This window comes from Streptomyces sp. NPDC057565, from assembly GCF_042801455.1.
Lineage (GTDB): Bacteria > Actinomycetota > Actinomycetes > Streptomycetales > Streptomycetaceae > Streptomyces > Streptomyces yanii.
The window spans coordinates 432,232-446,168 of sequence record NZ_JBHVFU010000003.1 but is presented as its reverse complement, the minus strand read 5'-3'; the positions used below and the strand labels follow the sequence as shown (position 1 = coordinate 446,168).

Sequence of the window (13,937 nt, the reverse complement as noted above, 5' to 3'; positions counted from 1 at the left end):
CGGGCGGACCCTCCGCAGCCGTCGAGTCCGACACCCAGGTCGTTGACCACGACCTTCACCCCTCGGCGGCGAACGCCCGCGCATGAGCCCGGCCGAGCCCGCGCCCGGCGCCCGGCGCCCGGCACGATGACGACGCGTCCGGCGCAGATCCGGGTGTCGTGCGCGTCGCTGCTTACGGTCATCTCACATCCCCTTGTCGGCGATGCGGGGGTAGGCTCCCGACTCCCATACCTAACAAATGCTTGGTGGAAAGGTAGCTGATCCGCTCATGGGTGTCTCCACCTCCAGCCCCGCCACAGGCATTTCCGTCGTCACCGTCGGCCGCGGTGAACGGCTTCTGTCTCGGCGGCGGCATCGGTCCGGCCGGGAAGGCCGACGCGATCGTGGCGAGCGACGACGCGGCGTTCTGTCTGCCTGATGGCGTCGGGTCGGGTGGCGGGCCTGATCGAGGACCTGCCGAGCTCCGCGGAGCCGGTGGAACGGGTGATGGAGGAGGCGCGGGAGGTGCTGAAGGGACTGTCGCGGGTGCAGGGGCAGGGCGCCAGGTCCGTTCGGGAGCCTCCACGACACGGAACGAAAAAGCCGGACAGGCGGTTGGATCCAGCCTGTCCGGCTACCCCGAACGGGGTTCGGGGCGAGCCTCGGTGCGGTGACCGGGTCGACCGGTCACCACACCTCGTACGCGACTACGCCGCCCTGCGACCCCGCGCGGCCGCGCTGCCGTTGCTTCGCCCGGAGCCTCCCGCACGCCTCGAGGACGCGCCCGAACCGCTGCCACGACCCGCGCCGCCGGCCCGCGTCGCGCCGCCACCCTGCGTGGCCCCGGCCCCGGCCCCGGCTCCGCTTCCGGCGCCGGACCCACCGCGTCGGCCCCGGCCTCGGGTGCCGGAACGGAACGGCGCACCGCCTCCGGTTCCACCGGCCCCGCCCGACCGTGTGCGCGGCTTCGGCTGGGTCGGCTGGGGGACCTCGATGACGACCGCGATGCCGGACGGCTCGCGCGCCCCGGTGATCCGGCTGAGCTCCTCGTCGCTGGACTTGATCCGGGTGGTTCGCGGCGCGATGCCCGCGTCGGCCATCAGCCGGGTCATCTCCCGCTTCTCCTCCGGCAGCACCAGTGTGACGACACTGCCCGATTCCCCGGCGCGCGCCGTGCGACCGCCGCGGTGGAGATAGTCCTTGTGGTCCGTCGGCGGGTCCACGTTCACGACCAGGTCGAGGTCGTCGACGTGGATGCCGCGGGCGGCCACGTTCGTCGCGACGAGTGCGGTGACCTGACCGTTCTTGAACTGGTCGAGCGTCCGGTTGCGCTGCGGCTGGGAGCGCCCGCCGTGCAGCGCGGCAGCCCGGACACCGCTGGCCAGCAGCCGCTTGGCGAAGCGGTCGGCGGCACGCTTGGTGTCCACGAACATGATCACCCGGCCGTCGCGGGCCGCGATCCTGGTGGCGATCACCTTCTTGTCGGTCTCGTCGGCCACATGCAGCACGTGGTGCTCCATGGTGGTGACGGCGCCCGCGGAGGGGTCGACCGAGTGCACGACCGGGTCGGTCAGGAACATCTTGACCAGCCGGTCGATGTTCTTGTCCAGGGTCGCGGAGAACAGCATCCGCTGACCGTCCGGCTCGACCTGCTTGAGCAGCCCGACGACCTGGGGCATGAAGCCCATGTCGGCCATCTGGTCGGCCTCGTCGAGCACGGTGATGGACACCTGGTCGAGTCGGGCGTCGCCGCGCTCGATGAGGTCCTTCAGCCGGCCCGGCGTGGCGACGAGCACCTCGGCGCCGCGGCGCAGCGTGCCGGCCTGCTTGCTGATCGACATGCCGCCGACGACGGTGGCGAGCCGCAGGTTCACGGATGTCGCGTACGGCGTGAGCGCGTCGGTGACCTGCTGGGCGAGCTCGCGGGTCGGGACGAGGACGAGTGCCAGCGGGGCGCGCGGCTCGGAGCGGCGTCCGGCGGTACGGGCGAGAAGCGCAAGGCCGAAGGCCAGGGTCTTGCCGGAGCCGGTACGTCCGCGGCCGAGGATGTCCCGGCCTGCGAGCGAGTTCGGCAGGGTGGCGCCCTGGATCGGGAACGGATCGGTGACGCCCTGCGCGGCAAGGGTTTTCAGCAGGGCGGCGGGCATGTCCAGCTCGGCGAACGCCTCGACGGCGGGCAGTGCGGGGGTCATGGTTTCGGGCAGGGCGAATTCGCCCTGCGGCGGCGTGGCCCTGCGACGGGGCGACGCCTTGCCGGATCCCTTGCCGGAACCCTTAGCGGTTGCCTGTGCCGGGGCCGTGCCGCGCCCCCTCGACGGGCGGGTGCGGGCGGGTCGGTCCTGGCGTTCGGAGCGGGTCATACGGAATTGCCCTCCTGGGGATTCCTGGGAACTACTTGGGACTGCTGGGGACTCTACGGAGCGCGCGTACCGGCTCGTGAATTCTCAGTGAATGTTCGAGAATTCCGGTCGGTATGTGCGTGCGCGCTCGTACCCGTGGAACTTTCGGCGCATTTCCCCGGGACAGCACAAGCCGGGACCCGCACCTTCACGGTGCGGGCCCCGGCTGCGAGGTACGCGTCGCGGCAATTAGGCCGGGACGATGTTCTCCGCCTGCGGGCCCTTCTGGCCCTGCGTGACGTCGAAGGAGACCTTCTGGCCCTCCTGGAGCTCACGGAAGCCCGAGGTGGCGATGTTGGAGTAGTGGGCGAAGACGTCGGCGCCGCCGCCGTCCTGCTCGATGAAGCCGAAGCCCTTTTCCGAGTTGAACCACTTCACGGTTCCAGTAGCCATGTCATTCTCCTCAAGAGGTGCAGTGCCGGAAATCCGCACTTTACGAATTCCAAGTCGCCGCATTGAGCCCCATCCGGAGAAAGCCGGAAAACAATAATGCGCCTGAGGAAGCATTCCCGTCAGGCGCACATAAAGTTCATGGGTACCAAAACTGCAACTGGACCACCGTAGCACGTTCTGCCGACCAGCGGAGGATCTTGCCACGCCGCCGGCCGGCGGACTTCCGCGGAAGTCTTGGCGACAACCGATTCACAGCCGTTCGATGATCGTCACGTTCTCCTGGACGCCGCCCTCACACATGGGCGCCGAGGTCGGCGGGGTGGACGGCTCCGAGGCCTTCCTGCGTCGGCCGACCGGGGTGCGTACCGCTTCGACGATGCAGGCCTCGGCCATGACTGCCGCTCCTTGAGAGGTCCGTGAGTGTGGGTTACGTACGCAGAGCGATGCCGTCCAGGACCATCGAGAGGTACTGGCGGGCGATTTCGTCGGGACTGTGCTGTCCGCCCGGCCGGTACCAGGAGGCCGCGACCCAGACGGTGTCGCGGACGAACCGGTAGGTGAGCCGGATGTCGAGGTCGGCGCGGAAGACCTCGGCGGCGACGCCGCGCTCCAGCGTGCCGAGCCAGGCCTTCTCGAACTTCTGCTGGGAGTCGACGAGATAGGCGAAGCGCGGCTGGGTGGCGAGGTGCTTGGACTCCTTCTGGTAGATGGCGACGGCGGCGCGGTGCCGGTCGATCTCCCGGAAGGACTCGGTGACGAGGGCCTCGATGGTCTCGCGGGGGCCGAGTCCGGCGGCGAGCACCGCGTCGTACCCCTCCCAGAGTTCGGTGAGGAAGGTGGAGAGGATCTCGTCGATCATCGATTCCTTGGAATCGAAGTGGTAGTAGAGGCTGCCCGCGAGCATCCCGGCCTCGTCCGCGATCCTGCGGACCGTGGTGGCGTTGTATCCCTGCGCGGCAAAGACCTCTGCGGCGGTGTCGAGGAGTTCGCGGCGCCGCTCGGGCGAGGGGGTCACCTGGGGCTTCTTCTTGGTAGGCACCCGCCCATTCTCCGCCCGTGCGATGCCCCACGGACGCGTCGGCGCGGGCCCGGTCAGGGATGTCGGCCGCTGACCGGGTCGTTCTGTCCCCGGTCGCCGGGCCGAGGGGCGGTGCCTGCCGGGCCCGGCAGGCACCGGCTCGGGCGTCAGGTCGTCTCGCGCGGGTTGCCGTCGTCCGTTCCGCGATGGATCGTGCGCAGCGGCTTGCCAGGTCGCCAGACCCGGACGACCAGATCCTCGTTCTCCACCCCCGTGCTGACGACCTCCGTCAACTCCGCGCGGAAGAGATGGAACGGCTCCGGCGGCTTCACCTCCCCGATGAATCGGGCCAGGACGTCGGGGTCGGTCTCCTCCACCGCGTGGCCGCAGACCCGGACGTCGGCGTACTCCATCGCGTCGTCCGGTCCCGGATTCGCGTGCACCGCGAACCGCGGATCGCGCCGCAGGTCCAGCGCCTTGCGCGAGTTCGGCATCATGCCGAGCCACAGCTCACCGAAGTGGAAGTTCACTTCCAGCCCGGTCAGGCGTGGTGAACCGTCCTTGCGAAGGGTGGCCAGGATGTGGTGTTTGTGCTGCTCGAAGCGGGCCTGAACGGTCTCGGCGAAGCCCGGCTCCGCCACCTGGAACGCTGCCCATGAACTCGATGTCATGGTTCCATCGAACCCTTGAAACCCGACATCTTCTGTCCGGATTTCCGGGCCGTCATTGGTTCGGATGCCGTACCGCGATGATCGTGGTGTGCTGTACGAGGCACTTGGCCGTCATCGTGGCGGCGGGGAGGGACTGTTCCCGCGACCCGAGGTGGAATCCGATGGCAATCTTCGTGCATGCCACTTTGTCGGGCGTCACGGCAGACCAGTACGACGCTCTCGACAAAGAACTCCAGGCACTTCCCGGCGACGCCTTCGCCGGCTGCCTCTCCCACGTCTGCGTCACGACCGATTCGGGCGTGGAGCTCTTCGACCTGTGGGAGTCGCCGGAGGCCGTGGAGAACTTCGGCGCGGCCATGCTGCCGATCGCCCGGAGGCTCGGCCTGCCGATGCCGTCCGGACCGCCGAGGACCGCACGGACCCACCATCACCGGGTGCCCGAAGCCGCCTAGTGCTGCGACCGGAAAGGTTCACCGGCTCGCGACGCCCGGCACGGCACCTCGCCGCGTTGTCGCATCACACGAGTACGTCCAGTACGAGGGCGATCCTCCGCCTTGCGATGCACCGCACCGGACGCCGCGAGCTTCCCGGCAAACCTTTCCGGTCGCAGCACTAACCCTGCCCGCCGGCCGGTGACAGGGTGATCACCAGCGCCCAGCCCTGGGTGCGGAGCACCACAGGTGCCGCACCCTCCATCAACACGGCGTCATAGCAGTCGAGTTCGACGTCCTGGCCGTCGAGCGTCGCACCGTCCTCCAGTGCGACGGCCAGGACCGTGCCGCCCTCCGGTGCCTGCAGCCGCAGCGTGCCGCGTACGACCGCGACCTCCGCCGCCGTACGTTCCCTGCGGTACATCACATTGAGGTTCACGACAGGGCCGCCGAGGAGCCGCCCGTCCGTCTCCAGGTCCCCGGGGAAGTCGTGGGGCCAGTACTGCTCGTCGACGATGTGGTGCTCGCCGCCCACCATGAGATCCATCCCGGCGCCCTCGACCACGGTGAGCGTGCGGTCGACCCCGGGAAACGAGGAGAACGGCCCGTCCGCGGTCACATCGGCGAGGCTGACCCGCCAGTAGAAGTCGTCCAGCGGTGCGCCCTCGGGGGAAGCGGCGATCTCCCGGGTGACTCCCCCACCGTTCTTCCAGGGCACGGCCGTGCGGTCGGCCGCCCTCAGTACCCGTGGCATCACTTGACGATCCCCTGCGCCCGGGCCGCGGTCAGCCAGCTGGGGAATTCGGCGACGAGCCGGTCGTACAGCTCGGAGTCCGGAACCTGCCGCGGATCGAGTCCGGCGTGGAAGAAGCCGGCATTGTCGACGGGGCGCCGTGCGGGCACGGCCAGCTCGTCGAGCTTGTGCAGGAAGTTGAACTGCGAGCTGCGCTTGTTGCCGAAGCCGATGAACTGCCAGAACAGCGGCAGCTTCGCCGCCTTGCAGAGATAGCGTTCCGCCGCGAGCTTGTTGATCGGGCCGCCGTCGGTCTGGAAGACGACGAGCGCGGGTGCGGTCGAGCCGCTGTCGAGGTAGTGGTCGATGACCGCGTCCATGGCCAGGTGGTAGCTGGTCTTCCCCATGTGTCCGAGTCCGGCGACGATCCGGTCGACGCGCCCGAGGTGGTTGTCGAGGGCTATGTCGGTGACGGCGTCGATGTCCGTGGAGAAGAAGACGACCGGCACGCGGCCGTCGTCGTCGAGGTGCGCCGACAGGCCGAGGACCCGGTCGGCGAGGGCCTGGACGCTGCCGTCCCTGTAGTACTCCTTCATGGAGCCGGAGTAGTCGAGCACGAGATAGACGGCCGCGCGCTCTCCGCTGAGCCGGTGCTTCTCCAGGGAGACCCCGGCGCTCCTGTAGAGGCTGACGAGCGCGGGGGCGGTCTCCTCGACCTTGCGGAGACTGATGCCGGCCATACGGGGCTCCGTTCCTGAGAAGGGAGTTACGAGGTTACGTCACCGTGGTGGACCGGCTGCGGCGTCGTGGACGGCCGGCCGTTCCCGCACCTGGTCCGTCCCGCCACCCCGCCGCTTCCGCGCGGCCCGCGTTCGCTATGTTGATCGCCGCCGACCCCCACCGGCCGCCCGCCACCGTCCCCCCGTGAAGGAGCCGGCCATGGAGGCCGCTGTCACCACCTGCTACCGCCATCCGTCGTACGAGACGTATGTGCGCTGTACCCGCTGCGACCGCTACATCTGCCCGGACTGCATGCGTGAGGCCGCGGTCGGCCACCACTGCGTGGAGTGCGTGAAGGAGGGGCAGCGGTCGATCCGGCAGGCGCGCACGGTCTTCGGCGGTGCGGTGTCGAGGACGGCGGTGCCCGTGGTGACGTACGTCCTCATGGGCCTGAACATAGCGGCGTACCTGGGCGAGTTGGTACGCCCCGGGATCGTCGACCGGTTCGGGATGCTCGGTGCGGTTCTGGTCGGACCCCACGGCGGCCAGTACATGTACGAGAGCGGGGACTTCCACGGGTTCCACGCGGTCGGGGTGGTGGACGGCGAGTGGTACCGGCTGCTGACCGGGGCCTTCCTTCATCTTCCGCCGGGCGAGTCGTCCTTCGGTGCGTTGCCGTTCGGGGTGCTGCACATCCTCTTCAACATGTACGGCCTGTGGAATCTGGGCCGGGTCGTCGAGGAGCAGCTCGGCCGGGGCCGGTATCTCGCGCTGTACCTGCTGTCGGCGCTGGGCGGCTCGGTGCTGGTGTATCTGATCGCACCGGCCGCCCTGACGGTGGGCGCCTCGGGTGCGGTCTTCGGTCTGGCGGCGGCGTTCTATGTCATCAACCGGCGGCTGGGCCGGGACATGGAGGCGGTCAACCGGTTCATGGCCGGGTTCCTGATCTGGATGCTGATATCCGCGTGGTTCACCTCGTGGCAGGGGCACCTGGGCGGGCTCCTCACGGGCGGCGTCGTCATGGCCGCGCTCGCGTACGCCCCGGCGAAGCGCCGTACCGCGGTGCAGATCGCTGCGTGCGGGGTGGTCTTCGTGGTGCTGGTCGCCCTGGTCGTTCTGAAGACCTCGCAGCTGACCGGCGGCGCCGTGGCGTGAGGTTCCGCCTGCCCGGTCCTGGCCGGCGCCCCGGGCCCGGACGCGCCACGGCGCCTGCCGAATCGTCCGGTCGGGGACGGGCAGGCGCCGCGTTCAGTTCCGTACGCCGTTGTACGGGACGTCTGTTGTGGTGATGCGTACTGCTGGTGGTGCTCAGACCATCAGGGAACGGTCCGTCGGGCGGATCGGGGCCGGCAGTGCGCTGGCCCCGGTCAGGAAGCGGTCCACGCCACGCGCCGCGGAGCGGCCCTCGGCGATGGCCCACACAATGAGGGACTGGCCGCGGCCCGCGTCACCGGCGACGAACACACCGCCGACATTGGTGGCGAAGTCCGCGTCGCGCGCGACATTGCCGCGCTCATCGAGTTCGAGGCCGAACTGCTGGACCAGACCGTTGGCCTGGTCGGTGCCGGTGAAGCCCATGGCCAGGGTGACCAGCTGCGCGGGGATCCGCCGCTCGGTGCCGGGCTTCTGTTCCAGCTTGCCGTCCTTGAACTCCACCTCGACGAGGTGCAGCGCCTGGACGTTGCCGTCCTCGTCGCCCTCGAAGTGGGTGGTCGAGACGGAGTAGACCCGCTCCCCGCCCTCCTCGTGCGCCGAGGTGACCTTGTACAGCATCGGGAAGGTCGGCCAGGGCTGGTTGGCGTTCCGCTCCTCGCCCGGCTTCGGCATGATCTCCAGCTGGGTGACGGAGGCCGCGCCCTGCCGGTGAGCGGTGCCGACGCAGTCGGCGCCGGTGTCACCGCCGCCGATGACGACGACATGCTTGCCCTCGGCGCTGATCGGGGAGACCGTCAGGTCGCCCTCCTGCACCTTGTTGGCGAGCGGCAGGTACTCCATCGCGAAGTGCACGCCGTTCAGCTCGCGGCCCGGGACGGGCAGGTCGCGGGAGACGGTGGCACCGGCGGCGATGACGACCGCGTCGTAGCGGCGGCGGAGCTTGGCGGCGTCGATGTCCTTGCCGATCTCCACCTCCGTACGGAACTTGGTGCCTTCCGCACGCATCTGCTCGATGCGGCGGTTGATGTGCGACTTCTCCATCTTGAACTCGGGGATGCCGTACCGGAGAAGGCCTCCGATGCGGTCCGCGCGCTCGTAGACGGCGACCGTGTGACCGGCCCGGGTGAGCTGCTGGGCGGCGGCGAGACCCGCCGGACCCGAACCGATGACCGCGACCGTCTTGCCGGAGAGGCGCTCGGGCGGCTGCGGGGTGACGTCGCCGCTGTCCCACGCCTTGTCGATGATCGAGACTTCGACGTTCTTGATGGTGACGGCCGGCTGGTTGATGCCGAGCACGCATGCCGACTCGCAGGGAGCCGGGCACAGCCGCCCGGTGAACTCCGGGAAGTTGTTCGTGGCGTGCAGGCGCTCGGACGCAGCCGTCCAGTCCTCGCGGTAGGCGTAGTCGTTCCACTCGGGGATGAGGTTCCCCAGCGGGCAGCCGTTGTGGCAGAACGGGATGCCGCAGTCCATGCAGCGGCCGGCCTGCTTGCTGATGATCGGGAGCAGCGAGCCCGGAACGTAGACCTCGTTCCAGTCCTTGACGCGCTCGCCCGCGGGGCGGGTCTTTGCGACCTCGCGCCCGGTGGTCAGGAAGCCCTTGGGGTCAGCCATTGGTCGCCGCCTCCATCATCTTCTCGGTGGTCTCCTGCTCGGAGAGACCGGCGAGCTCAGCGGCGTCCTTGGCGGCGAGCACTGCCTTGTAGGTGGACGGGATGATCTTGCTGAAGCGGGAGACACCGCCGTCGGCGCTGTCCCACTCGGCAAGCAGCTTCTCTGCGACCGTGGAGCCGGTCTCCTCCTGGTGGCGGCGCACGACGTCGTGCAGCCACTGCTTGTCGCTGTCGGAGAGCGTCTCGATCGCGCCGAGGTTGCCGACGTTGACGTTGTCGCGGTCCAGGTCGACGACGTACGCGACACCACCCGACATACCGGCGGCAAAGTTGCGGCCGGTCTCGCCGAGGACGACGGCGTGACCGCCGGTCATGTACTCGCAGCCGTGGTCGCCCACGCCTTCCGAGACGACCGTCGCGCCGGAGTTGCGGACGCAGAACCGCTCACCGGTGCGGCCGCGCAGGAACAGCTCGCCGCCGGTCGCGCCGTAGGCGATGGTGTTGCCCGCGATGGTGGAGTACTCGGCGAGGTGCTCGGCGCCGCGGTCCGGGCGGACGATGACGCGGCCGCCGGAGAGGCCCTTGCCGACGTAGTCGTTGGCGTCGCCCTCCAGTCGCAGCGTCACACCGCTCGGCACGAACGCGCCGAACGACTGGCCGGCGGAGCCGGTGAAGGTGATGTCGATGGTGTCCTGCGGCAGACCCGCGCCGCCGAACTTCTTCGTCACCTCGTGGCCGAGCATCGTACCGACGGTCCGGTTGATGTTCCGGATCGCGATCTGGGCCCGGACCGGCTGGGCGGCCTCGGCACTGTCCGCGTTCAGGGCGTCGGCCGCGAGCTTGATCAGCTCGTTGTCGAGGGCCTTGGCGAGACCGTGGTCCTGTTCGATCAGCTGGTGGCGGACCGCGCCCTCGGGCAGCTCGGGGACGTAGAACAGGGGCTCCAGGTCGAGGCCCTGCGCCTTCCAGTGCGTGATCGCACGGTCGGTGTCCAGCAGCTCGGCGTGGCCGACGGCCTCTTCGATCGTACGGAAGCCGAGCTCGGCGAGGAGCTCGCGGACTTCCTGGGCGATGAACTCGAAGAAGTTGACGACGTACTCGGCCTTGCCGGAGAACCGGTCGCGCAGGACCGGGTTCTGGGTGGCAATGCCGACCGGGCAGGTGTCGAGGTGGCAGACACGCATCATCACGCAGCCGGAGACGACGAGCGGCGCGGTCGCGAAACCGAACTCCTCGGCGCCGAGCAGCGCGGCGATGATGACGTCGCGGCCGGTCTTCAGCTGGCCGTCTGTCTGCACGACGATGCGGTCGCGCAGGCCGTTGAGCAGCAGGGTCTGCTGCGTCTCGGCGAGGCCGAGCTCCCAGGGGCCGCCCGCGTGCTTCAGCGAGGTGAGCGGGGAGGCGCCCGTTCCGCCGTCGTGGCCGGAGATCAGGACGACGTCCGCGTGCGCCTTGGAGACACCCGCGGCGACCGTGCCGACGCCGACCTCGGAGACCAGCTTCACGTGGATGCGGGCCGCCGGGTTGGCGTTCTTGAGGTCGTGGATCAGCTGAGCCAGGTCCTCGATGGAGTAGATGTCGTGGTGCGGCGGCGGGGAGATCAGACCGACACCCGGGGTGGAGTGCCGGGTCTTGGCGACCCACGGGTAGACCTTGTGGCCGGGCAGCTGGCCGCCCTCGCCGGGCTTGGCGCCCTGCGCCATCTTGATCTGGATGTCGTCCGCGTTGACCAGGTACTCGCTGGTCACACCGAAGCGGCCGGAGGCGACCTGCTTGATGGACGAGCGGCGCGCCGGGTCGTACAGCCGGTCGGCGTCCTCGCCGCCCTCACCGGTGTTGGACTTGCCGCCCAGCTGGTTCATGGCGATGGCGAGGGTCTCGTGCGCCTCGCGGGAGATCGAACCGTACGACATGGCGCCGGTCGAGAACCGCTTGACGATGTCGGAGACGGACTCGACCTCGTCGACCGGGATCGCCTCACGGTCCGACTTGAAGCCGAACAGACCGCGGAGCGTCATCAGGCGCTCGGACTGCTCGTTCACCCGGTCCGTGTACTTCTTGAAGATGTCGTACCGCTTGTTGCGCGTGGCGTGCTGGAGGCGGAAGACCGTCTCCGGGTCGAAGAGGTGCGGCTCGCCCTCGCGGCGCCACTGGTACTCGCCGCCGATCTCCAGCGCGCGGTGCGAGGCGGAGATGCCGGAGGCGGGGTACGCCTTGGCGTGCCGGGCGGCGACCTCCTTGGCGACCACGTCGAGTCCGGCGCCGCCGATCTTGGTGGCGGTGCCGTTGAAGTACTTCGCGACGAAGGCCTCGTCCAGGCCGACGGCCTCGAAGACCTGGGCGCCGCGGTAGGAGGCGACGGTGGAGATGCCCATCTTGGACATGACCTTCAGGACGCCCTTGCCGAGCGCGTAGATCAGGTTCCGGATGGCCTTCTCGGGCTCGATGCCCTCGATGAACGTGCCGGCCCGGACCAGGTCCTCGACGGACTCCATCGCGAGATACGGGTTGACCGCGGCGGCGCCGTAACCGATCAGCAGCGCGACGTGGTGGACCTCGCGGACGTCCCCGGCCTCGACCAGCAGACCCACCTGGGTGCGCTGCTTGGTACGGATGAGGTGGTGGTGGACGGCCGAGGTGAGCAGCAGCGACGGGATCGGCGCGTGCTCGGCGTCGGAGTGCCGGTCGGACAGGACGATCAGGCGGGCGCCGTCCTCTATGGCGGCGTCGACCTCGGTACAGATCTGCTCGATCCGGGCGGCGAGGGCCTCACCGCTGCCGCTGACCCGGTAGAGACCGGAGAGCGTGGCGGCCTTCATGCCCGGCATGTCGCCGTCGGCATTGATGTGTATCAGCTTGGCCAGCTCGTCGTTGTCGATCACCGGGAACGGCAGCGTGACGCTGCGGCACGACGCGGCGGTCGGCTCCAGCAGGTTGCCCTGCGGGCCGAGCGTGGAGCGCAGCGAGGTGACCAGCTCCTCGCGGATGGCGTCCAGCGGCGGGTTGGTGACCTGCGCGAACAGCTGGGTGAAGTAGTCGAAGAGCAGCCGGGGGCGCTCGGACAGAGCGGCGATCGGCGAGTCCGTACCCATGGAGCCGAGCGGCTCGCCGGCGGTGCGGGCCATCGGCGCGAGGATGACGCGGAGCTCTTCCTCGGTGTAGCCGAACGTCTGCTGGCGGCGGGTGACGGAGGCGTGCGTGTGCACGATGTGCTCGCGCTCGGGGAGATCCTCCAGCTCGATCTCGCCGGTCTCCAGCCACTCCTGGTACGGCTGCTCGGCGGCGAGGCCCGCCTTGATCTCGTCGTCCTCGATGATGCGGCCCTCGGCGGTGTCGACGAGGAACATCTTGCCGGGCTGCAGGCGGCCCTTGCGGACCACCTTCGCGGGGTCGATGTCCAGGACCCCGACCTCGGAGGAGAGGACGACGAGGCCGTCGTCGGTGACCCAGTACCGGCCCGGGCGCAGACCGTTGCGGTCGAGGACCGCGCCGACCTGGGTGCCGTCGGTGAAGGTGACGCAGGCCGGGCCGTCCCAGGGCTCCATCATCGTGGAGTGGTACTGGTAGAAGGCGCGGCGGGCCGGGTCCATGGAGTCGTGGTTCTCCCACGCCTCGGGGACCATCATCAGCACCGAGTGCGGCAGCGAGCGGCCGCCGAGGTGGAGCAGCTCCAGGACCTCGTCGAAGGAGGCGGAGTCGGAGGCGTCCGGGGTGCAGACGGGGAAGATCCGGTCGAGCTGCTCGCTGCCGAAGAGGCTCGACGCCAGCTGGGACTCGCGGGCCTTCATCCAGTTGCGGTTGCCCTTGACCGTGTTGATCTCGCCGTTGTGCGCCACGAAGCGGTACGGGTGGGCGAGCGGCCAGCTCGGGAAGGTGTTCGTGGAGAAACGCGAGTGGACCAGCGCGACCGTGGTGGCGAAGCGGTGGTCGGAGAGGTCCGGGAAGAACGGCTCCAGCTGCCCGGTGGTGAGCATGCCCTTGTAGACGATCGTGCGGGCGGAGAGCGAGGGGAAGTAGACCCCGGCCTCACGCTCGGCGCGCTTGCGCAGCACGAAGGCCTTGCGGTCGAGGGCGATGCCGGCGCTCGTACCGTCGGCAACGAAGAGCTGCCGGAACTCGGGCATGGTGGCGCGGGCGCCGTTGCCGAGGAAATCGGGGGTGACCGGGACCTCGCGCCAGCCGAGGACCTTGAGGCCCTCCTCGGCGGCGATCTTCTCAAGCTTCTGGACGGCCTCGGCGGAGTCGTCCGCGGGCAGGAAGGCGATACCGACGGCGTAGGCACCGGCCTCAGGGAGGTCGAAGGGGACCTCTTCACGGAGGAAGGTGTCGGGCACCTGGAGCAGGATTCCGGCGCCGTCGCCCGAGTCGGGCTCGGATCCGGTGGCGCCGCGGTGTTCGAGGTTGCGCAGCACGGTAAGCGCCTGCTCGACCAGCTCATGGCTGGCCACACCGGTCAGAGTGGCCACGAACCCGACGCCACAGGCGTCGTGCTCGTTACGGGGGTCGTACATCCCCTGCTGGGCGGGGCGACCGTCCATGGGCGACCAGGCGTCGGAACGCATCGGCTCTCCCGTCGTCGTCGTGGCATATGCAGTGCCGAGGGACGACGTTGGCCCTCTGCGAAATTTCATGCAGGTTACATAATGGGGCGCTTCTCAAGAAGCGGATAGTCCGTTCCAACATGCGGACACCGCTCACGGAGCGGCGGGGGTTTGGGTCGCAGTCGGAGGATCGGCGCCCGGGGGACCACAGAGAGCAGGCGTCGTTGCCTGCGGTGTCTACGCCTCATGCCCGGCGGAAAAGGAATCGAAACCGCCGAGTAACG

Annotated in this window: 11 protein-coding genes and 2 pseudogenes; 3 read left to right on the top strand and 10 right to left on the bottom strand. The window is 69.3% G+C overall.

From position 1 onward, the window contains the following. Positions 1-2: 2 nt before the first annotated feature. A pseudogene (locus ACFU8W_RS09270) lies at positions 3-182 on the bottom strand (hypothetical protein); the annotation flags it as partial. Positions 183-320: 138 nt separating this feature from the next. On the opposite strand from ACFU8W_RS09270, the pseudogene ACFU8W_RS09265 reads away from it, so the two are divergent. Further along, positions 321-419: pseudogene (locus ACFU8W_RS09265) on the top strand (enoyl-CoA hydratase); the annotation flags it as partial. Between the two features lie 267 nt (positions 420-686). On the opposite strand, the gene ACFU8W_RS09260 reads toward ACFU8W_RS09265, so the two are convergent. The 5 genes from ACFU8W_RS09260 to ACFU8W_RS09240 all read right to left on the bottom strand — a co-directional run bounded on the left by ACFU8W_RS09260 (position 687) and on the right by ACFU8W_RS09240 (position 4,460). Further along, on the bottom strand, positions 687-2,339 hold the full coding sequence (locus ACFU8W_RS09260) for a DEAD/DEAH box helicase (RefSeq protein WP_384033918.1): 1,653 nt from the start codon (positions 2,337-2,339) through the stop codon (positions 687-689). Between the two features lie 228 nt (positions 2,340-2,567). After that, entirely contained in the window at positions 2,568-2,771 is a 204-nt protein-coding gene (locus ACFU8W_RS09255) for a cold-shock protein (protein WP_003969786.1), read from the bottom strand. Positions 2,772-3,020: 249 nt separating this feature from the next. Beyond that, on the bottom strand, positions 3,021-3,164 hold the full coding sequence (locus ACFU8W_RS09250; protein WP_384033915.1) for a hypothetical protein: 144 nt from the start codon (positions 3,162-3,164) through the stop codon (positions 3,021-3,023). 34 nt (positions 3,165-3,198) lie between these two features. After that, on the bottom strand, positions 3,199-3,810 hold the full coding sequence (locus ACFU8W_RS09245) for a TetR/AcrR family transcriptional regulator (RefSeq protein WP_384033912.1): 612 nt from the start codon (positions 3,808-3,810) through the stop codon (positions 3,199-3,201). A gap of 146 nt (positions 3,811-3,956) precedes the next feature. Further along, positions 3,957-4,460 carry a pyridoxamine 5'-phosphate oxidase family protein gene (locus tag ACFU8W_RS09240; RefSeq protein ID WP_384033909.1) on the bottom strand — a complete coding sequence of 168 codons (504 nt, stop codon included), beginning with the start codon at positions 4,458-4,460 and terminating at the stop codon, positions 3,957-3,959. 161 nt (positions 4,461-4,621) lie between these two features. Here ACFU8W_RS09240 and ACFU8W_RS09235 point away from each other — a divergent pair, with 161 nt between their 5' ends. Beyond that, positions 4,622-4,912 (top strand): hypothetical protein, encoded by a 291-nt coding sequence (locus ACFU8W_RS09235; RefSeq protein ID WP_345514655.1) that lies wholly within the window; start codon positions 4,622-4,624, stop codon positions 4,910-4,912. A gap of 160 nt (positions 4,913-5,072) precedes the next feature. Here the strand turns inward: ACFU8W_RS09235 and ACFU8W_RS09230 are convergent, their stop codons facing one another. Continuing rightward, positions 5,073-5,648, bottom strand: coding sequence for a HutD family protein (locus tag ACFU8W_RS09230; protein ID WP_384033905.1), 576 nt, complete (start codon positions 5,646-5,648; stop codon positions 5,073-5,075). Continuing rightward, entirely contained in the window at positions 5,645-6,364 is a 720-nt protein-coding gene (locus tag ACFU8W_RS09225; RefSeq protein ID WP_345514652.1) for a VWA domain-containing protein, read from the bottom strand. Before ACFU8W_RS09225 ends, ACFU8W_RS09230 begins: the two co-directional genes overlap by 4 nt. 199 nt (positions 6,365-6,563) lie before the next feature. Between ACFU8W_RS09225 and ACFU8W_RS09220 the strand changes: the two genes are divergently transcribed. Further along, positions 6,564-7,499 carry a rhomboid family intramembrane serine protease gene (locus tag ACFU8W_RS09220; RefSeq protein WP_345514651.1) on the top strand — a complete coding sequence of 312 codons (936 nt, stop codon included), beginning with the start codon at positions 6,564-6,566 and terminating at the stop codon, positions 7,497-7,499. Positions 7,500-7,652: 153 nt separating this feature from the next. Here ACFU8W_RS09220 and ACFU8W_RS09215 read toward each other — a convergent pair whose 3' ends face one another. After that, entirely contained in the window at positions 7,653-9,113 is a 1,461-nt protein-coding gene (locus tag ACFU8W_RS09215; RefSeq protein ID WP_345514650.1) for a glutamate synthase subunit beta, read from the bottom strand. Then, entirely contained in the window at positions 9,106-13,674 is a 4,569-nt protein-coding gene (gltB, locus tag ACFU8W_RS09210) for a glutamate synthase large subunit (RefSeq protein ID WP_384033900.1), read from the bottom strand. Before gltB ends, ACFU8W_RS09215 begins: the two co-directional genes overlap by 8 nt. Positions 13,675-13,937 lie beyond the last annotated feature (263 nt).

Excerpts from the sequence above, each read along its gene's own strand:
- ACFU8W_RS09260 (WP_384033918.1), bottom strand. The coding sequence starts at position 2,339 with ATGACCCGCTCCGAACGCCAGGACCGACCCGCCCGCACCCGCCCGTCG.
- ACFU8W_RS09255 (WP_003969786.1), bottom strand. The coding sequence starts at position 2,771 with ATGGCTACTGGAACCGTGAAGTGGTTCAACTCGGAAAAGGGCTTCGGC.
- ACFU8W_RS09250 (WP_384033915.1), bottom strand. The coding sequence starts at position 3,164 with ATGGCCGAGGCCTGCATCGTCGAAGCGGTACGCACCCCGGTCGGCCGA.
- ACFU8W_RS09240 (WP_384033909.1), bottom strand. The coding sequence starts at position 4,460 with ATGACATCGAGTTCATGGGCAGCGTTCCAGGTGGCGGAGCCGGGCTTC.
- ACFU8W_RS09235 (WP_345514655.1), top strand. The coding sequence starts at position 4,622 with ATGGCAATCTTCGTGCATGCCACTTTGTCGGGCGTCACGGCAGACCAG.
- ACFU8W_RS09225 (WP_345514652.1), bottom strand. The coding sequence starts at position 6,364 with ATGGCCGGCATCAGTCTCCGCAAGGTCGAGGAGACCGCCCCCGCGCTC.
- ACFU8W_RS09220 (WP_345514651.1), top strand. The coding sequence starts at position 6,564 with ATGGAGGCCGCTGTCACCACCTGCTACCGCCATCCGTCGTACGAGACG.
- ACFU8W_RS09215 (WP_345514650.1), bottom strand. The coding sequence starts at position 9,113 with ATGGCTGACCCCAAGGGCTTCCTGACCACCGGGCGCGAGGTCGCAAAG.
- gltB (WP_384033900.1), bottom strand. The coding sequence starts at position 13,674 with ATGCGTTCCGACGCCTGGTCGCCCATGGACGGTCGCCCCGCCCAGCAG.